The organism is Sinimarinibacterium flocculans, assembly GCF_003201205.1.
Taxonomy (GTDB): domain Bacteria; phylum Pseudomonadota; class Gammaproteobacteria; order Nevskiales; family Nevskiaceae; genus Solimonas; species Solimonas flocculans.
Map to the genome: position 1 here is coordinate 359,840 of NZ_QICN01000001.1, position 19,483 is coordinate 379,322.

15 protein-coding genes are annotated in these 19,483 nt (G+C 68.5%); 12 read left to right on the forward strand and 3 right to left on the reverse strand.

The genetic code is table 11. From position 1 onward, the window contains the following. The first annotated feature begins 62 nt into the window (after positions 1–62). The gene (locus C8D93_RS01605) at positions 63–1,040 is read left to right on the forward strand and encodes an efflux RND transporter periplasmic adaptor subunit (RefSeq protein ID WP_211307147.1); all 978 of its coding nucleotides are present in this window, start codon (positions 63–65) and stop codon (positions 1,038–1,040) included. Further along, positions 1,037–4,114, forward strand: a complete 3,078-nt coding sequence (locus C8D93_RS01610; protein WP_110263407.1) for an efflux RND transporter permease subunit — start codon at positions 1,037–1,039, stop codon at positions 4,112–4,114. Before C8D93_RS01605 ends, C8D93_RS01610 begins: the two co-directional genes overlap by 4 nt. A 2-nt stretch (positions 4,115–4,116) precedes the next feature. Here C8D93_RS01610 and C8D93_RS01615 read toward each other — a convergent pair whose 3' ends face one another. The 3 genes from C8D93_RS01615 to C8D93_RS01625 all read right to left on the reverse strand — a co-directional run bounded on the left by C8D93_RS01615 (position 4,117) and on the right by C8D93_RS01625 (position 8,227). Further along, positions 4,117–5,145 (reverse strand): NAD-dependent epimerase/dehydratase family protein, encoded by a 1,029-nt coding sequence (locus C8D93_RS01615; protein ID WP_110263408.1) that lies wholly within the window; start codon positions 5,143–5,145, stop codon positions 4,117–4,119. 192 nt (positions 5,146–5,337) lie between these two features. Continuing rightward, the gene (locus tag C8D93_RS01620) at positions 5,338–6,936 is read right to left on the reverse strand and encodes an SMP-30/gluconolactonase/LRE family protein (RefSeq protein WP_110263409.1); all 1,599 of its coding nucleotides are present in this window, start codon (positions 6,934–6,936) and stop codon (positions 5,338–5,340) included. A 49-nt stretch (positions 6,937–6,985) separates the two neighbouring features. Beyond that, entirely contained in the window at positions 6,986–8,227 is a 1,242-nt protein-coding gene (locus tag C8D93_RS01625) for a CaiB/BaiF CoA transferase family protein (protein ID WP_110263410.1), read from the reverse strand. Positions 8,228–8,588: 361 nt separating this feature from the next. On the opposite strand from C8D93_RS01625, the gene C8D93_RS01630 reads away from it, so the two are divergent. The 10 genes from C8D93_RS01630 (at position 8,589) to C8D93_RS01675 (ending at position 19,472) form a co-directional block, all read left to right on the forward strand. Beyond that, a complete protein-coding gene (locus C8D93_RS01630) occupies positions 8,589–9,362 on the forward strand; it encodes an SDR family NAD(P)-dependent oxidoreductase (RefSeq protein ID WP_110263411.1) in 774 nt (257 codons plus the stop codon). Continuing rightward, complete coding sequence (locus C8D93_RS01635; RefSeq protein ID WP_110263821.1) at positions 9,359–9,997, forward strand: carboxymuconolactone decarboxylase family protein; 639 nt, start codon at positions 9,359–9,361, stop codon at positions 9,995–9,997. The genes C8D93_RS01630 and C8D93_RS01635 overlap by 4 nt, the downstream gene beginning before the upstream one ends. After that, positions 9,997–11,670, forward strand: coding sequence for a class I adenylate-forming enzyme family protein (locus tag C8D93_RS01640; protein WP_211307148.1), 1,674 nt, complete (start codon positions 9,997–9,999; stop codon positions 11,668–11,670). Before C8D93_RS01635 ends, C8D93_RS01640 begins: the two co-directional genes overlap by 1 nt. Before the next feature lie 161 nt (positions 11,671–11,831). Continuing rightward, entirely contained in the window at positions 11,832–13,544 is a 1,713-nt protein-coding gene (locus C8D93_RS01645) for an FAD-dependent oxidoreductase (protein ID WP_110263412.1), read from the forward strand. A gap of 68 nt (positions 13,545–13,612) precedes the next feature. After that, on the forward strand, positions 13,613–14,017 hold the full coding sequence (locus C8D93_RS20865; protein WP_110263413.1) for a carboxymuconolactone decarboxylase family protein: 405 nt from the start codon (positions 13,613–13,615) through the stop codon (positions 14,015–14,017). A gap of 10 nt (positions 14,018–14,027) precedes the next feature. Beyond that, the gene (locus C8D93_RS01655) at positions 14,028–15,698 is read left to right on the forward strand and encodes an MFS transporter (RefSeq protein WP_211307149.1); all 1,671 of its coding nucleotides are present in this window, start codon (positions 14,028–14,030) and stop codon (positions 15,696–15,698) included. 110 nt (positions 15,699–15,808) lie between these two features. Then, positions 15,809–17,062, forward strand: a complete 1,254-nt coding sequence (locus tag C8D93_RS01660; protein ID WP_110263415.1) for an acetyl-CoA C-acetyltransferase — start codon at positions 15,809–15,811, stop codon at positions 17,060–17,062. Between the two features lie 11 nt (positions 17,063–17,073). Further along, on the forward strand, positions 17,074–17,817 hold the full coding sequence (locus C8D93_RS01665) for a 2-oxo acid dehydrogenase subunit E2 (protein ID WP_110263416.1): 744 nt from the start codon (positions 17,074–17,076) through the stop codon (positions 17,815–17,817). A gap of 72 nt (positions 17,818–17,889) precedes the next feature. Further along, a complete protein-coding gene (locus C8D93_RS01670) occupies positions 17,890–18,552 on the forward strand; it encodes a TetR/AcrR family transcriptional regulator (RefSeq protein ID WP_211307150.1) in 663 nt (220 codons plus the stop codon). 176 nt (positions 18,553–18,728) lie between these two features. Then, positions 18,729–19,472, forward strand: a complete 744-nt coding sequence (locus tag C8D93_RS01675) for an SDR family NAD(P)-dependent oxidoreductase (protein ID WP_110263418.1) — start codon at positions 18,729–18,731, stop codon at positions 19,470–19,472. The last annotated feature ends 11 nt before the right edge of the window (positions 19,473–19,483 follow it).

Here is a 19,483-nt window from a genome sequence, read left to right on the forward strand (position 1 = left end):
CGGGCTGTGGCGCGCCGGCGCAGGAGGACATAGCGGCGACCGAGAGTCGCGCGGTACTGTCGGTGGAACTGATCGAGCCGCGAGCCGAGCAGTGGCCCGACCGCCTCAGCGCCAGCGGCGAGATTGCGGCATGGCAGGAGGCGGTGATCGGCACCGAGGTGGCCGGTGTGCGGCTGAAGAAGGTGCTCGCCGACGTTGGCGACGTGGTCAAACGCGGCGATTTGCTCGCACGCTATGACGAGGACAGCCTGCGCGCCGAACTGGCGCGCCTGGACGCGGAGGTGGCGGTTGCCGAAGCGACCCTCGTGGAGGCGCAGGCCGACGCCCAGCGCGTCGATCGCCTGCAGGACACGCAGGCGATCTCGGCGCAGGCGGCGCAGGCCTACCGTACCGCGGCAGCCGTCGCCCAGGCGCGCGTCGAATCGGCGAAGGCGCAGCGCGAGGCGCAGCGGCTCAAGCTGCGCTACGCGCGCATCACCGCCCCCGATGACGGCGTGATCACCTCGCGCTCGGCCACGCTGGGTTCGGTCGGCACGCTCGGCGGGGAACTGTTCCGCCTGCTGCGGGACGGCCGGCTCGAGTGGCGTGCGGAGGTGCCCGCGGCGGATCTGGCGCGACTCGAGCCGGGCATGACGGTCGAGATCGCCCGCGCCGACGGCAGTGTCGTCGCCGGCTCGGTGCGGCAGGTGGCGCCGACGGTCGATGCGCGCACGCGCAACGGCATCGTCTATGTCGATCTGCCGTCAGACAGCGGTCTGGCAGCTGGCATGTACGTCAGCGGTCACTTCGCGCTGGCGCAACGCGAGGCGCTGACGGTGCCGGAGTCGGCCGTCGTGCTGCGCGACGGCAACAGCTATCTGATGCGCGTCGACGCGAATCAGCGCGTGCATCAGGTGAAGGTATCCGGCGGCCGACGCCGCAACGGTGCGATCGAGATTCTCGGCGACATCGGGTCGCAGGACCGCTTCGTGCGCTCCGGCGGCGCCTTTCTCGCCGACGGCGACCGGGTCGACGTGGCCACGGAGTCGCCGGTCTCATGAACTTCTCCTCCTGGGCGATCCGGCAGCCGACGCCGTCGATCCTGCTGTTCTTCATGCTGACGGTGGCGGGGCTGATCGCCTTCGAGCGGCTCGGCATCCAGAGCATGCCGGACATGGAGTTTCCCTCCGTGTCGCTGGTTGCCAACGTGCCCGGTGCGGCGCCCGAGCAACTCGAAGCCGAGGTGGCGCGTCCGATCGAGGATGCGGTGTCGAGCATTGGCAGCGTGCGCCACGTGACGACGACGATCAACGACGGCGCTGTCAGCATGATGATCGAGTTCGCCTACGAGAAGCAGACGCAGGAGGCGGTGATCGACGTGCGCGACGCGGTCGCCCGCATCCGCTCGACGCTGCCGTCGGAGATGCAGGAGCCGGTGGTCTCGCGCGTCGAGATCGCCGGCCTGCCGATGGTGACCTATGCGGTGTCCTCGGATCGCATGGACGAGGCCGACCTGTCGTGGTTCGTCGACGACACCGTGAGTCGGGCCCTGTTGCAGGTTCGCGGCGTTGCCGAAGTGCGCCGGCAGGGCGGGGTGACACGCGAGGTGCGCGTGGAACTCGATCCGATCCGCCTGCAGGCGCAGCAGGTCACGCCGGGCCAGATCAGCAGCCAGTTGCGACGCATGCAGCAGGAGGCGCCGGGCGGTCGTGGCGACCTGAGCGGGCTCGAGCAGACGGTCAGGACGCTCGGCACGGTGACCGACGCGTCGGCGCTGGCTCAGATGTCGCTGCCGCTGGCCGACGGACGCAGGCTGCGGCTTGCCGATGTCGCGGAGGTACGCGACACGCACGCGGAACGCCGCCAGCTGGCGTTGCTGGACGGCGAGCAGGTCGTCGGCGTCGACATCATGCGCGCGCGCGGTCATGACGACGTCACCACCTCGAAGGGTGTCTACGCCGGCATCGAGGCGCTGCAGGATGCACATCCGCAGGTGCGTTTCGTCGAGGTGTCGAACACGGTCGATCACAGCAAGTCCGAATACCAGGCGGCGATGCGTGCGCTCTACGAGGGCTGCATTCTCGCGGTACTTGTGGTGTGGGCCTTCCTGCGCGACTGGCGCGCGACGCTGGTTTCCGCCGTGGCGCTGCCGCTGTCGATCATCCCGACCTTCATCGTCATCATGGCGATGGGGTACTACCTGAACGTCCTGACCCTGCTGGCGCTCACGCTGGTCATCGGCATCCTCGTCGACGACGCGATCGTCGAGGTCGAGAACATCATGCGCCATTTGGAGATGGGCAAGCCGCCGCTGAAGGCCGCGATGGAGGCGGCCGACGAGATCGGTCTCGCCGTCATCGCCACCTCGCTGACGCTGGTCGCGGTGTTCCTGCCGACCGCCTTCGCCGGCGGCATGACCGGCAGCCTCTTCCGCCAGTTCGGCTGGACGGCGGCGGCGGCCGTGCTGTTCTCGCTGCTCGTCGCGCGCCTGCTGACACCGATGATGGCGGCCTATCTGCTGAAGCCGCGCACGCAGGTGCACCACGACGGCCGGCTGATGCTGGGCTACCTCAAGGCGGCGCGCTGGTGCCTCGACCACCCGCGGACGACGGTCGTCGGCGCTGGCGCATTCTTTCTCGTGTCGCTGGTGATGATCGGCCAGTTGCCGATGGCCTTCATCGCCGGCACCGACTCGTCGAACGAGGTAGCGATCGTCGAGGCGCCACCCGGGAGCTCGCTGGAGCAGACTCGGGAGCTGGCCGAGCGCGCGCGCGTGCTACTGGCCGAGCTTCCCTTCGTGGAACTGGTGTACACGACGATCGGCGCCGGCGTGCAGACCGGGAACATCCGCGACAGCCTCGCAGCAGCGGAGGTGCGCACGGCTCAGCTGACTGCGCGCTTCACGGCTGAGGCGGGCCGGCGCCACACGATCGACGAACTGCGCGTGGCGATGCGCGAAGCGCTGGCGCCGCTGCCCGGCGCGCGGGTCAGCATCGGACGCGGTACGCCGGGCGAGAAGATGAACCTGATCCTCGCCGGCGATGACCCGCAGGTGCTGATGCGCACGGCACGCGCGGTCGAAACCGAGTTGCGTACGCTGCGCGGTATCGGCGCGGTGACCTCGTCGGCGAGCCTGCAGCGACCCGAGATCGTCATCCGGCCCGACTTCGCGCGCGCCGCGGAGCTGGGCATCACCTCCGCCGCGATCGGCGAGGTGGTGCGTGTCGCCACGGTCGGCGACTACGACTTCAACCTGCCGCGCATGAACCTGCCGGGACGGCAACTGTATGTGCGCGTGCAGCTCGATCCCGATGCACGCAGCGATCCGGCGATGATCGGTCAGCTGCGTGTGCGCAGCGACGCCGGCTATGCCGTGCCCCTGGCGAATATCGCCGGCATCAGCCTGGCGGGTGGTCCGGCACAGATCGATCGCTACGATCGCAGCCGCGTCGTCAAGCTGTCGGTGGATCTCGAAGGCCGACCGATCGGTGACGTGCTCAAGGAAGCGCGAGCCTTGCCGACGCTGAAGGCATTGCCGTCCGGCGTGAGAGAGATCGAGTCCGGCGACGTCGAGTACATGACCGAGATGGTCGACGGCTTCATGTTGGCCATGCTCGCCGGCATCTTCTGTGTCTACGCGGTCATGGTGCTGTTGTTCCATGACTTCGGTCAGCCGGTCACGGTGCTCGCAGCACTGCCGCTGGCGGCCACCGGTGCATTGGGTCTGCTATGGCTGTTCGGCCTGCCGCTGTCGATGTCGGCGCTGATCGGGCTGCTGATGCTGATCGGCATCGTCACCAAGAACTCCATCCTGCTGGTCGACTACGCGATCATGGCGCGGCGCGACCTGGGCATGAACCGCACCGATGCGCTGATCGATGCCTGTCACAAGCGGGCGCGGCCGATCGTGATGACCACGGTCGCGATGGGCGCGGGCATGATGCCGATCGCGCTGGTGCTCAGCGGCGACGATGCGTTCCGCCAGCCGATGGCACTGGTGGTGATCGGCGGACTGATCACGTCCACCGTGCTGAGCCTGCTGGTCGTGCCGGTCGTGTTCGAGATCGTGGACGAGTTCAAGGCCCGCGTGATGCCGCGCGGGCTCGGTGCGCAGGCAGTCGAAAGCACGGGCTGAGGTCAGGCGGCTTTGGTGCGCGCCTGCTCGCGTTGTGCGTGCCAGTCGATCGCATCGCGCACCGTTTCGGCAATCGGGCGCGGGTTCCAGCCCAGTTCGCGCCGCGCCTTGCCGTTGTCCATTTCGCGGAAGGCGTCGGACAGAAACACGGCGTCGGTGCGGACCAGATAGTCCTTGCGGCCGATCAGCCTGAAGATGCGTTCCGCGACCCAGGCGACTGCGTAGCCGACCCGAAGCGGAATGACCTTGGGCGGCGCGTTGCCACGCAACGCGGCGGCCATGCCATAGAAGTCGCGGTTGCGGATGAACTCGTTGGCGATGATGTAGCGCTCGCCGCTGCGTCCGCGCGCCTCCGCGAGCAGGGCCGCTTCCGCCACGTCACGGATGTCGACGGTCGGTGCCCCGGCGTCGAGGCAGGCCTTGATGCGTCCGTTGGCCGTGTCCCACAGCGCGCCGCCGTGCGGCGTCGGCTGGTAGTCCTCGGGGCCGTAGGTGTTGGCCACGCACAGCGCGGTGCCGGACAGCTGCTTCTCGCGACAGTAGACGAGGAAGCGGTTTTCGGCCTCGACGCGCGCGCGGATGTACGGCGAGGCCCGATCCATCCAGTTGAACGGGATGTCCTCGGTCACCGGTCCGTCCGGATTGAAGCCGAGCGTGCCCATCGAGCTGGTGAAGATGAAGCGCTTCACGCCGCAGGCCAGCGCCGCGTCCATGCTGTTGACCACGCCGTCGACGTTGTTGCGCCAGATCGGCGTCGGGTCGCTGAGCCAGAAGCGCGGATCGACGACGCTATGGAACACCGTATGGCAGCCGTCCATCGCCGTGCGCAGCGACGCCGGATCGAGCACGTCGCCGTAGTGGATCTCGACCGGCAGTCCGTCCAGTGCCTCGGTGCGGCTGGTCCTGCGCAGCAGCACCCGCACGGTGCGTCCGCTCTGCACGAGCAGGCGCGTGATGTGGCTGCCGACGAAGCCGCTGGCGCCGGTCACGAGGACGGGTCGATGGTGATCGATGCTGTGCTGGGTCGTCATGCCTCACGCGCCTTGTTGTTCTTCTCCCCTCTCCCGCTTGCGGGAGAGGGGCGGGGGAGAGGGCCCGCGAAGCGGGTTCTTGCTGCCTGCGCAACTGAGCAACGGCGTAACGGCGCTGCGCGCCGCCCTCTCCCACCCTTCGGGCACCCTCTCCCGCAAGCGGGCGAGGGCAGCAGAATGCTCATTGGGTTCCTAAACGGTGCGCCGCAGCGCGAGCACGCTGCCCTCGGCATCACCGGACAGATACAGCGTACCGTCGGCACCCGCGGCGAGGCCGGCGAATGGCCCCATCGGACCAGACAGAGTGCCGATCGCGCCCAGTGCCTTGGGCACGACGCCGGCCGGTGCGCCGACCGGCAGGTTCGTGGCGAGTACGTCGCGTGCGCCGCTGCCGAGATTGAGACAGACCAGTTCCTTGCGGCCCGCATCGACCACGTGCAGCACGCCGGCGTGCACCAGCAGGCCCTGCGGCTGCTGCAGGCCATCGATGACGGTTTCGGCCTTGCCGCGCGCGAGCTTGACGACGCGGCCGCCTGCGGACTCGCTGACGTAGACCGTGCCATCGCTGTCGACCGCGACGCCGGACGGCTGGTGCAGGCCGCTGGTCAGCGTGTCCGCCGTGCCGTTGGCGAAGGACAACACGCGACCGCCGCCGAGTTCGGCGAACACCACCGCACCACCGGGTGCGACGGCAACGCCGTAGAGCTGGTCCAAGCCGCTGGCCAGCACTTCGCTGGACGGTGCGTCCGGCCGGTAGCGCGCCACATCGCCGTTAGCGGTGGTGACGACGAACGCTCCAGGCCCGCTGTGGGCGACACCGCGCGAATAGCCGGGATAGCCGGGGGCGAACAGGTGGCCGAGCGATGCGCGCGTCCCATCGGGGCGCAGCCGCCAGGAGAACGCACCGTCGGCGACGTAGAGAGAACCATCGTCGTCGACGGCGAGGCCCAGCGGCCAGTTGAAGCCGTCCGGCACCAGCTCTCGCGTCGTGCCGTCCTTGAGCACTTCGACGATATAGCCGGAGATGTTGGAGACGAACAGGCGCTCGCCGACAAAGCTGCAGTTGTCCAGGCCGGGCGTGAGCTGCGCGAGCAGCGTGCGTTCGCCGGTCTGCGGATCGATGCGCAGCACCTGGCCGCTGGCCACCTGCGTGGACACGATGAAGCCCTGCGCGTCGAACTTCACCGAGTCCGGCACGCCCAGATCGCCCGCGACTTTCTCCGGCGCACCGCCAGCGAGGTCGACGCGCCAGATCTCGTTGGTGCCCATGACCGGGAAGTACAGCTTGCCGTCCGGCCCGACCGAGAAGGCGTTGGGCATCGGCACGTCGCTGGCGATGATGCGCGCGCGGCCGTCGTTGCGGTCCAGTTCCATGATGCGGCCGCCGGGGCGGCACTCGCCGACGATCAGGCGACCCTGATGGAAGGTGATCGGGTTGGCGACCGGGATGTCGCCATTGATGACGCGATAGCGGCCGTCGCGCCTGAGCATGCCGATGCGGCCTTCGGTGATCTCGGTGGCGTAGAGGTTGCCGTCGTCGTCGAAGGCGATGTCGTCGGGTGCGACGATGTCGCCGCCCGTCGGGCTGATGACCTCGATCGCGCCGCTGTCGACGTCGATTGCGCTGACCTGGCTGCCCGAGACCTGCGCCACGTAGAGGCGGCCATCGGCGCCGGTGCGCAGGCCGTTGGCGCCGAACAGGCGACTGGGAGGCGTCAGGCGCTCCAGCCGCCAGCCTTCGGCGGTCCGGGCGGACGCGGCGGCGGCGAAACGGCCGGTGTGCTGCGACATTCGGATGTTCTCCTCGCGATGTGCGGGTGCGGCCCTTCGGGTCGCTGTCTCAGATCACTTTCAGGTTCTGCAGCTCGGTGATCCTGGCGTCGTCATAGCCCAGTTCCGCCAGCACCTCGCGCGTGTGCTCGCCGAGCATCGGCGGTGCGCTGCGGATCGTCGCGGGGCTCTTCGACATCTGCGCCAGGGGGCTGGCGATCAGATCCACGTAGCCGGCCGCGGCATAGGCATGCGGGGTGCGCGCCCGCAGCTTCCGGTGCTGGACCTGCGGCTCCTTCCAGACGTCGGGCAGGGTGTTGTAGCGGGCCGAAGGAATGCCGGCCTCGTCCAGCCTGGCGATCATCTCGGCGACCGGGAACTGCCGGCTCCAGGTGTTGATGATGTCCATCAGCTCGGCGCGATGCGTCTTGCCGCGCTTGAAGTTGGTGTTGAAGCGCGGATCGTCGTTGAGTTCGGGCTGGTTCATCAGGACCGTGAGGCGACGGTAGTGTTCGTCGGTGCCGGCGGTCAGATAGACGATGCCGTCCTTGCAGTGGATCAGGTCGGCCGGGCCGCCGCCGTTGCCGCCGTTGCCCAGGCGCGGCGGCGCCTCGCCGCTGATCAGGTAGTCCTGCATGATGTGGCTGACCATCGCCACCGAGCTGTCGAGCAGCGCGATGTCGATGTACTGGCCTTCGCCGGTCCGGTGGCGGTACATCAGCGCGCCCATGATCGCCAGCGCGGTGTTGTGGCCGGTCATGTAGTCGACCAGGCTGGGCCCGGTCTTCAGCGGTCCGGCGCCGGGCTGGCCGTCGGGAATGCCGGTCACCGCCATCATGCCGCCGGTGGCCTGGAACAGGCCGTCGTAGCCGGGCAGGGCGGCCATCGGCCCGGTCTGGCCGAAGCCGGTGACCGAGCAGTAGATCAGCCGCGGATTGATGGTGCTGAGGCTGTCGTAGTCCAGGCCGAAGCGCTTCAGGTCGCCGACCTTGTAGTTCTCGATCAGCACGTCGGCGGTGGCGACCAGCTTGCGCAGGATCTCCTGTCCCTCCGGCTTGGCATGGTTCAGCGTGATCGAGCGCTTGTTGCGGTTGGAGACGGTGAAGAAACTGGAATGGCGGGTCTCGATGCCGTCCTTGCCGGGCACCGAGGAGAAGCCGTAGCCGCGGCCGTCGTCGCCGATGCCGGGACGCTCGATCTTGATCACATCGGCACCGAGGTCGCCGAGGATCTGGGCGCCCACCGGCGCCGCGAAGACGCGGCTCATGTCGATGACGCGGATACCCGACAGGGCGCTGCTGTTGCTGGTCATGCTCGTGCTCGAACTGTCGTCTCCTTCTCCCCGCTCGCGGGGAGAAGGTGCCCGAAGGGCGGATGAGGGGCAGCTTGGTCGCAATGCTCGTGCGCCTTCGGCGCGCCCCTCACCCCGGCCCTCTCCCCGCCAGCGGGGAGAGGGAGCTGCTCTTACCAGCCTGCATTTATAGCGCCGCCGCCGCACGTTGCGGCGCGCGACGGCGGCCTTGTCACGCAGGGACAACGCTCATCTCACGGGCGATCAATACGCCGGCTGCCATCCTGTTCTAGATTGCCGCTACCGTCGCAGCGAGAATCGGCCGGAAGCGTCGTGCCCGCTCGGTGTCGCGGTTCATCCAGACAAGCTACGGACGGGTCAGATGCAGGTAGCCATCGTTACAGGCGCGAGCAGCGGGATCGGATTCGGCACGGCCGTCAAGCTGGCGCAGATGGGCATGGCCGTCGTCGGCGTCGGCCGCGACGAGAACAAGCTGGCCGGTCTCGCCTCCGCCATCGGCAAGCCGGACCAGATCGCCACGCTGGCCGTGGACCTGACCACCGACGCCGCGCCCGAACAGGTCGCGGCGCTGGCGATGTCGCGCTGGGGGCGAATCGACTTTCTCGTCAACAACGCCGGCGTCGGCAGCCCCAAGCCCTTGCACGAGACCGACGACGAAACGCTCGACTACTTCCTCGGCCTGATGCTGCGCGCGCCGTTCCGCATGGCGCGCGAGGCCATCGGCCACATGAAGCCGGGCTCGGCGATCATCAACGTCACTTCCACCTTCGCCGTGGTCGGCGGCATGCGTGGCGGCGCCTACTCGGCGGCGAAGGCAGGCATGACCGGCCTGACCCAGCACATCGCCTGCCAGTACGGCGCGCAGGGCATCCGCTGCAACGCCGTCGCGCCGGGTGTGACGGTGACGCCGATGACCGAGGGACGCCTGCAGGACGAGCGCTTCAAGCGCATCAACGTCGAGATGACGCCACACACGCGCCTGGGCGAGGTCGAGGACATCGCCAGCACCATCGCCTTCCTGTGCACGCCGGGGGCGAGCTTCATCAACGGCCAGACCATCGTCGTCGATGGTGGCTGGAGTTCGACCAAGTACCTGTCCGACTTTGCGCTGACCTCGGAGTGGAAAGCCCGATGAACGATGCAAGGAGTGGGTACCCCAAGCCCCGCGTCGAGCCAAAGCTGCCTGCCGATTGGGGCGAGGCCGAACACGACGCGATGAGCGCGATGCCCGGTGCGCGCGACTTCGTACTTGCGAACTGGCAGAAGGACCCGCGCGGCGTCAACGGCCTCGGCGTCATGCTGCAGCATCCGCTCGCGACCAGGGCCTTCCTGACGTTCAACAATCATGTCGCCGTCACCAGCACGATCGGCAAGCGCGAGCGCGAGTTGCTGATCCTGCGGATGAGCTGGCTGCGCGGTTCGGAGTACGAGTTCCTGCAGCATGTCGTGCTCGGCAAGCGTTTCGGCCTGAGCGATGCCGACATCGAGCGCCTGCAGCGTGGCCCCGAGGCACCGGGCTGGAGCCCGCTCGACGCCGACCTGCTGCGCGCGGTGGACGAGCTGCAGGCCGACGCGCGCATTGGCGATGCGACCTGGGAACGGCTGTCGCAGCACCTCACGCTCGAACAGCGTATCGACCTGATCTACACCGTCGGCTGCTACGAGATCGCCGGCATGCTGTTCAAGACGCTCGGCGCGCAACTCGACGCCGGTGTCGAGCCGCTGCCGGACGAAGTGCGTCGTCGCATGCATGCAAGGAGAACCGACTGATGGCCCTCTCGATCATCCAGGGCAAGCCGCTGGCCGAAGAAGCACTCGGCGCGCTGACGCTTGGCGGCTTCCTGCGCGAGGTCTGCGACGCCAACGGACCGCGCGAGGCCATGGTCTACCACCTGCCGGACGGCACGGTGCTGCGCAAGACTTACACCGAGGTCTGGGACGAGGCCGTGACGGTGGCCCGTGCACTGGTGGCGCGCGGCGTGACCAAGGACACGCGCGTCGGCCTGATGGTGACCAACCGGCCGGAGTGGGTCACCGGCATGTTCGGCATCGCGCTCACCGGCGCGACCTGCGTTGCGCTCAGCACGTTCTCCAAGGGCAGCGAGCTGGAGTACCAGCTGCGCGTCGCCGACGTGTCGCTGCTGATCTTCGAGCGGTCGATCATGGGGCGCGACTTTGCGCAGGAGCTGCTGGAGTTCTGTCCGGCGCTGGGCACGTCGAAGATTCCGATGATGACGCCGGGTCTGCCGTATCTGCGCCAGGCCGTGTGCATCGGCGAGACGCCGGCGGGGGCGTTCGAATCCTGGGACGGTTTCCTGCGCGGCCCGCTCGCGGACAAGGCGCTGGTTGAGGCGATGGCGGCCGAAGTTGCGCCGACAGACCGCGGCTTCATCTTCTTCTCGTCCGGCTCGACCGCCAAGCCCAAGGCGATCCAGCATTCGCATCGCGCCGCGGCGATCCAGTCGTGGCGCTGGAAGCGCATCTACAACGTCGATGCCGACGTGCGCACCTGGTCGGCGAACGGCTTCTTCTGGTCCGGCAACTTCTGCATGGGGCTGGGCACGACCTTCGCCGCCGGTGGCTGCCTGGTGCTGCAGAGCGCCTTCCTGCCCGGCGAGGCCCTGCGCCTGATGCAGGCGGAGAAGGCGACGCTGCCGGTGGCCTGGCCGCATCAGTGGGGCAAGCTGGTCGACGATCCGGCCTATGCGGACACCGACCTGTCGTCGCTGCGCTATGTCGGCGCGCTGTCGCCGCTGCGCGAGCATCCGACGGTGAACGCCGACTGGCAGGAGCCGATCGCCGCCTACGGCAACACCGAAACCTTCACTGTCGTCACCGTCCATCCCAGCGGGACGCCGCCGGCGATCGCCGACGGCAACAGCGGCTTCGCCTTGCCCGGCAACACCATCCGCATCGTCGATCCGCTGACCGGCGAGGTCGTGCCGCAGGGCGAGTCGGGAGAGATCGCGGTCAAGGGACCGACGCTGATGCTTGGCTATCTCGACGTGCCTGCCGAGGACACCTTCGACATCGACGGCTTCCTGCGCACCGGCGACGGCGGTTTCATCGACGAGCAGGGCCGCCTGCACTGGAGGGGGCGCCTCAACGACATCATCAAGACCGGTGGCGCCAATGTGTCGCCGCTGGAGATCAATACCGTGGCGATGCAGTGTCCGGGCGTGAAGATCGCAGCGACCGTGGGCGTGCCGCACGACACCCTGGGCGAGATGGTCGTGACCTGCGTCGTCCCCGAGGACGGCGCGCCGGTCGACGAGCCGACCGTGCGCGGCTTCGTCGCCAGGCAGCTGTCGAGCTACAAGGTGCCGCGCCGCGTGCTGGTCATCGCCGAGACCGATCTGGAGCTGACCGGCTCGAACAAGATCAAGACCGCGGCGCTGCGCGAGTTCGCGGCGAAGCAGCTCGCCGAACAGGCAGCTACTTAGCTCATGATCCGAACGCTGCGCCCCAGCGTCCCCTCTCCCGTTTACGGGAGAGGATCAGGGAGAGGGCGCGGGCGAAGACGGCGTAGCTGTACCGACTCAGCGCTGCGCGCGGCCCTCTCCCCAGCCCTCTCCCGCGAGCGGGAGAGGGAGACAAGTCGTCTATGACTGGCTTCGACGAAACGGTCGACTTCGTCGTCGTCGGCAGCGGCGGCGGCTCGATGTGCGCCGCGCTGGTGCTGCGCGAGGCCGGCAGGCAGGTACTGATCCTCGAGAAGACCGGTCTGGTCGGCGGCACGACCGCGCGATCGGGCGGCGTGATGTGGCTGCCGGACAATCCGTTCATGCGCCGCGATGGCGTCGATGACAGCTTCGAGCAGGCGTCGCGCTACCTCGATGCGCTGTGCGGCGATCAGCCAGACGCGCCCGGATCGACCGTGGAACGCCGGCGGTGCTATCTGCGCGAAGCGCCGCGGATGATCGAGTTCCTGCTCGCCCAGGGCATCAGGCTCGACCGAGTCAAGGAGTGGCCGGACTACTACGACGAACTGCCCGGCGGGTCGGTGCCGGGGCGTACCGTCGTCGCCGAGTTGTTCGATCTCAACGAGCTGGGCGAATGGGCATCGCGGCTGCGACCGAGCTTCGTGCAGATCCCGCTGCCGGCCTCGCTCGAGGAGATGCTCGAACTGCCGGCGATGAAGCGCTCGTGGCGAGTGAAGGGGCTGCTGCTGCGGCTGATCCTGCGCGCCATCGTCGCCCGGCTCACCGGGAAGCGCTGGGTGGCCGGCGGTGCGGCCCTGCAGGGGCGGATGCTGCAGGCGGCGCTGCGCGCAGGCACCGACATCCGCACCGACGCCCCGGTCCAGGCGTTGATCGTCGACAACGGCCGCGTCAGCGGCGTCATCACGACGAGGAATGGCCGTCCCTGGCGGATCGGGGCGCGCCTCGGCGTGCTGGTGAACGCCGGCGGGTTCGCGCGCAACCAGGCGATGCGCGATCGCTACATGCCGGATACGCGGGCGCAGTGGTCGCTGGCGGCGCCCGGCGATACCGGCGAGATGATCGAGGAGATGATGCGTATCGGCGCCGCGGTCGCGCAGATGGACGAGCGCGTCGGCAACCAGCTGACGATTCCGCCGGGTGCCGAGGACGCGGAAGTCAAGCCGACGGCGCAATCGATGACGGCGGCACCGCACTGCATCCTCGTCGACCGCTGCGGCGTGCGCTACATGAACGAAGGCGGCTCGTACATGGCCTATGCCAAGGGCATGCTCGAACGCCACAAGACCGTACCGGCAGTGCCGGGCTGGGCGATCTTCGACAGCCAGTACCTCGCCAGGTACATGCTCGCGGGCACGATGCCGGGCAGCCGCAAGCCGCAACGCTGGTTCGATGAGGGCTATCTGCGGCGCGGCGACAGCCTCGCGGATCTCGCCCGGCAGCTCGACCTTTCTGCGGACACGCTGCAGGCGACGATCGAACGCTTCAACCGCTTCGTCGACGCCGGTCGCGACGCCGACTTCCATCGCGGCGAGCGCGCCTACGATCGCTGGCTAGGCGACGAGTTCCACCAGCCGTCGCCGAGCCTCGGGCGCATCGACCGGCCGCCGTACTACGCGGTGCCGGTGGTGCCCGGCGACGTCGGCACCTATGGCGGCGTGGTCACCGACGCGCATGCGCGCGTCCTGCGTGCCGACGGCTCGGTCATCGACGGCCTGTACGCGACCGGCGTGTCGACGGCGTCGGTGATGGGTCGTTTCTATCCGGGCGCTGGCGCCAGTGTCGGACCGTCGTTCGTCTGGGGCTACGTTGCCGCCCGCCACGCGGCGTCGACTGTGCAGCGTGCAGAACCGGCAGTCTCCGGGGTCGCCGGATGAACGCCATCTGACGCAAGATTGCGCGCGGCTCCGGCAACGACAACCTCAGCATCATCGAAGGACATCCCATGTCGAACAAGGATTTCGAAGAAGGCCTGGCGCGGCGCACGCAGCTGCTCGGCGAGGCCTACGTGACCAAGGCGATGCATCAGGCACCGGCGTTCAACCGCGAGATACAGGAGTACATCACCGGCGCGGTCTGGGGTCGCGTGTGGAGCAGCGGCGAGATGTCGCTGCGCGAGCGCACGCTGGTTACGGTGAGCCTGGTCTGCGCGCTCGGGCGCACGACCGAGATGAAGGTGCATCTGCGCAATGCGCTGCGCAACGGCATCACGCCCGATGAACTCAAGGCGCTGTTCTTCCACGTCGCCGGCTACTGCGGCGCACCGGCGGCCCAGGAGTGCTTCCGCGCCTATCACGAGGTCGTCGCGGCGATGGCCGCCGAAGCGGAAGCGGACGGCGGCGCAAGCTGAGCGCGTCGGCGTGACCGACGGTTCTGTCAGGCCGGCGCGGCGCTGGGCGGCACTGGAGCCGCTGCGCGAGCGCAGCTTCCGGCGCATCTGGTCGGCGAGCCTGCTGTCCAATTTCGGGCAGCTCATTCTCGGCGTGGGCGCCGCCTGGGAGATGACACGGCTGACGCCGTCGCCGGAGATGGTGGCCCTGGTCCAGAGCGCGCTGATGCTGCCGCTGATGCTGGTGGCGATTCCCGCCGGCGCGATCGCCGACATGTTCGACCGTCGCAAGGTGGCGATGAGCGGTCTCGGCTTCGCGACGCTGTCGGCCACGACCCTGACCGTGCTTGCCTCCCTCGGCTGGGTATCGCCGTGGCTGCTGCTCGCGTTCTGCTTTCTCATCGGTGCCGGTGTGGCGCTGTACGGCCCGGCCTGGCAGGCCTCGGTGATCGAGCAGGTGAAGCCGGAAACCCTGCCGGCGGCGGTGGCGCTGTCGTCGGTGAGCTACAACATCGCCCGCAGTTTCGGGCCGGCGCTCGGCGGCGTGATCGTCGTCGCGGTCGGCGCGATGGCGACCTTCGCGCTCAACGCCCTGTTCTATCTGCCGCTGTTGCTGGCGTTCTGGCTGTGGCGGCGTCCGCAGGTCTCGCCGCGCCTGCCGCCGGAAGCCATGCATCGTGCCATCGTCTCCGGTGCGCGATACGCGATTCATTCCGAGGCGGTGCGCAACGTCATCGTCCGCGCCTTCGTTTCCGGTTTTGCCGGCGCCTCGGTTGTGGCGCTGACACCGCTGGTGGCGCGCGATCTGCTCGGCGGCGATGCGAGGACCTACGGCCTGCTGCTCGGTGCCAACGGCATCGGCGCCGTTGCCGGGGCCTTTGCCGTCGGCGCGATCCGCGAGAGACTCAAGCCCGAACATTCGGCGTGGATCTGCGCGACGGTGGCCGGCCTGATGATCATCCTGCTGGGCCTGAGCCGCAGTCCGTGGCTGTCGGCCCTGACGCTGCTGTTCATCGGGTCCTCGTACATGCTGCTGGTCACGCTGCTGAGCGTGGGTGTGCAGCTTTCCGCGCCGCGCTGGGTCGTTGCGCGCGCCCTGTCGTGGTTCCAGTCGGCGCTGACCGGCGGCATCGCCGTCGGGGCCTGGTTCTGGGGCGCGACGACGGCGAAATGGGATCTGAGTACGGCGATGGTCGTTTCCGGCGCGTCGCTGATGCTGACGCCCCTCGTCGGTCTGCTGCTGCCGATGCCGCGCGTCTCGCACGTCGACATCGAGCCGGCCGAGCTCAACAGCGAACCCGAGGTCGGCTTGCCGCTGACGCTGCGCAGCGGGCCCGTGGAGATCGAGATCGACTATCGCGTCGACCCCGCGGACGCACGCCAGTTCTACGAGGTCATGCAGAAGCTGCAGCGCGTGCGCCTGCGCAACGGCGCCTTCGGCTGGTCGCTGTCGCGCGACATCGCCGACGCGAGGCTGTGGACCGAGCGCTTCCACTGCCCGACCTGGGGCGACTACCTGCGTCAGCGCAGCCGCCTGACGCTGGCCGACCGCGAGCTGCAGAACCGGGCCGACAGTTTCCACACGCCGGGCCCCGGCTCGCGTGTGCGCCGGCGCCTGGAGCGACCGTTGGGGTCGGTGCGCTGGCGTGCCGACACGCCGGCCCCCAGCGGCGACCACATGCCGCTGTATCCGCCGCAGTAGACTCGGGCAGTAATAGGCAACACTGTCGACTAATTGTGCCGCGCGCCGATATACTCGGCGGACCAACCGATCGACCGGCGCGGGCACTTCTGCCGCGCGAGGAGAGCCGAATGTCCGAAGCCCTGATCATCGATGCCGTGCGCACGCCGCGCGGCATCGGCAAGCCCGGCAAGGGTGCGCTGACCGGCATGCATCCGCAGCACATTGCCGCGACCGTGCTTGCGGCACTGGCCCGCCGCAACGATCTGAACACCGGCGACGTCGACGATGTGATCTGGGGCACCAGCGCACAGAAGGGTCTGCAGGGCGGCGACATGGGGCGCATGGCCGCGCTCGATGCCGGCTATGACGTGCGCGTCAGCGGCGTGACGCTGGACCGCTTCTGCGGCAGCGGACTGACCGCGGTGAGCCTCGCCGCCGGGCAGATCCGCGCCGGCATGGAAGAACTGATCGTGGCCGGCGGTTGCGAGATGACCTCGCAGATCGCGGCGATGCAGGCGGCCGAGCAGGCGGCGGGCCTGAGGTCGCCGGGCCTCGGCACCGGCAACCGGCGCCTGCAGGCGCGCTACCCGCAGTCGCACCAGGGCGTCAGTGCCGATGCGATCGCGTCGATGGAAGGCATCGGTCGCGAGGCGCTGGATGCCTTCGGTGTCGAGAGCCAGAAACGCGCCGCGCGGGCGATCGCCAACGGCTGGTTCGACCGCTCGCTCGTGCCGGTGGTCGACGAGGACGGCAAGCTCGTGCTCGACAAGGACGAGTACCCGCGTCCGGACACGACGCTGGAAGGCCTCGCCGCGCTCAAGCCGGCCTTCGCGCAGTTTGCCGACATGCCGCTCGACAAGGACGGCACGACCTTCCGCAAGCTCATCAACAAGGTCTATCCGGACCTGAAGATCGAGTCGCTGCATCATGCCGGTACCTCGTCGGGCAACGTCGACGGCGCCGCGGCGCTGCTGCTGGCGTCCGGGAGCTATGCGCGCAGGCACGGCCTGAAGGCACGGGCGCGCGTGATCGCGAGCGCTAACGTCGGCGACGACCCGACGCTGATGCTCAATGCGCCGGTGCCGGCCGCGCGCAAGGTGCTCGCGCGGGCCGGTCTGACGCTCAAGGACATCGATCTTTTCGAGGTCAACGAGGCCTTTGCCGTTGTCGTCGAGAAGTTCATCCGCGACCTGGACATCGACCGCGAGCGGATCAATGTCAACGGCGGTGCCATCGCGCTCGGTCATCCGATCGGCGCGACCGGTGCGATGCTGATCGGCACCGTGCTCGACGAGCTGGAACGGCGCGATGCGAAGCGCGCGCTGGTGACGATGTGCGCCGCGGGCGGCATGGCGCCGGCCATCATCATCGAACGCGTCTAGGAACAGGACGGATGAGCGACAAGAACAGCATGTTGCCGTGGCCGGCCGACGACCTGTCGAGCTACGGCCCGGTCGAGAGTCAGCCGGTCGGCAGGATCCAGCAGTTCGTCGGTCGCGTGATGCACCGCAACTGGAGCCTGATTCCGCATGTCACGCATCACGACGATGCCGACATCACCGGTTTCGAGCAGCGCCGCAAGGCCTGGAATGCGGCCAACCCGGACCGCAAGCGCTCGCTGCTGGCGGCGCTGGTCAAGGCGTCGGTCGCCGCGCTGCAGCAGTACCCGCGCTTCAACAGTGCGCTGTCCGCGGACGGCACGACGCTGACCGCGCGCAAGTACTTCCACATCGGCATCGCGGTGGACGTGCCGAGCGGGCTGCTGGTGCCGTCGCTGCGCGACTGCGATACGAAGAGCATCGACGCCATCAACGAGGAGATCGCCCGCATCTCCGACAAGGCCCGCACCAAGGGCCTGTCGATGGCCGAGATGTCTGGTGGCTGTTTCACGCTGTCGTCGCTGGGACATATCGGCGGCACCGGCTTCACGCCGATCATCAACGCGCCGGAAGTGGCGATACTCGGCATCTGCCGCACGCGCGGCCAGTTCGTGCCGGACGCCCAGGGGCAACCGGTGCTGCGCCAGCTGCTGCCGCTGTCGCTGAGTTACGACCATCGGGTGATCAACGGTGCCGACGCCGCGCGGTTCGTGCGCGCCATCGCCGATTGGCTGAACGCCTACGACTTCTCCGGCTGAGCCCGTCTCTGGCAAATTGCTTGCTTGTCCCACAAAATGCCTGCTGGTGCAGGGTTTTACGGGGACAGTGAATTGACGCGGAGAAGCAAGCGGAATCCGGATGGAACGCGCACGGCGATCCTGCAGGCTGCGGGGAAGCTGCTGGCGCAGGACGGACCGGAAGGCCTGAGTGTCTCCCAGGTGGCCCAGCTTGCTGGCGTCAATCGCGGTACCGCCTATCAGCACTTCCCCAGTCGCGAGCTGCTGCTGGCCGCGACGACCGCCTGGGTCAGCGACCAGCTGCGACAGGCGGTGTTCGGCGACGATCCCTCGAGTGAGCACACCCCGGGTGCGATGGATCCGATGCGCATGACCGAGCAGATGGCGGCGTTCGCGATGGAGAACCCGGAATTCGGCCGTGTCTGGCTGTTCGAGGTGCTCAGTTCCAGCAAGCCGACGAACGATCCGTTCTGGAGCCAGTTCCGCAGCCTGTTCGAGAAGTTCGCGCAGACGGATCTGGCCCAGCCAGGCATCGACGTCGAGGTGCACGCGGTGATCATGCTGATCGGCACCTTCCTGTGGCCGGTGTTCGCGCGTGCGCATTCGCGAACCGCCAAGGAGCGCCAGCAGATGGCCAAGCGCTTCTCCAGCGAGATGCTGCGGCTGAGCCTGCACGGCACGATGCGCCCCGAGAAGTTCCCCGAACTCAGTGCCCGCGTCGACAAGGCCGTCGGGACGCGCAAGAAGGCGAAGTAGACGCGCATTGCGTTTGCGTCGTGCGCGCGCATCAGCGTGTGCACGATCCGTCTCCTCCGCCGACGCTTCCAGTCAACAACACTGTTGACGATGACCGGGGCCTGAATTAGCGTTGTGCGACCCCACCGGCGGCCGTCCGGGCCGCACGCGCCAATTCCGCACGAGGAGCGCACAGCATGTCACTTGCAGGCAAGACCGCCATCGTCACCGGCGCGGCATCGGGCATCGGCCTGGCGACGGCGCGGCGGCTGGCCGTCGCCGGTGCCAGCGTCGCGATCTGGGATCTGAACGAGGAAGGCGCTCAGGCCGCCGCTGCGGCACTGGTCGGCGAGGGGCGCCGCGCCATTGCCTCGCGCGTCGACGTGTCGAAGCGGGCCGACGCCGATGCGGCGGTCAAGGCCGCGCGCGAGCAGCTCGGTCCGGTCGGCATCCTCGTGAACAACGCCGGCATGTCGGCGTTCACGCCGTTCATGGAGATCGGCGAGGAGCTGTGGGACCGCATCATGACGGTCAACCTCAAGAGCCTGCTGGTCTGCACGCAGGCGGTGCTGCCGGACATGCTGGAGGCGAAGTGGGGACGCGTGATCAACGTGTCCTCGTCGAGTGCGCAGACCGGTGCCGCGACGATGGTGCACTACGCCGCGTCCAAGGGCGGCGTCATCGGCTTCACCAAGGCGCTGGCCCAGGAACTCGCCGCGACCGGCATCACCGTCAACAACGTGCCGCCCGGCTTCGTCGACACGCCGATGCTGCGTGAGCAGCTCAAGGACCGGGTCGACATGATCGCCGCCGCGTCGCCGATGAAGCGCCCGGGTCGGCCGGAAGACATGGCCGCGGCCATCGCCTTCCTCGCGTCGGAAGAGGCGGGCTACATCACCGGGCACACGCTGAGCGTCAACGGCGGCCGTTATTCCTCGTAAATCCAGATCGC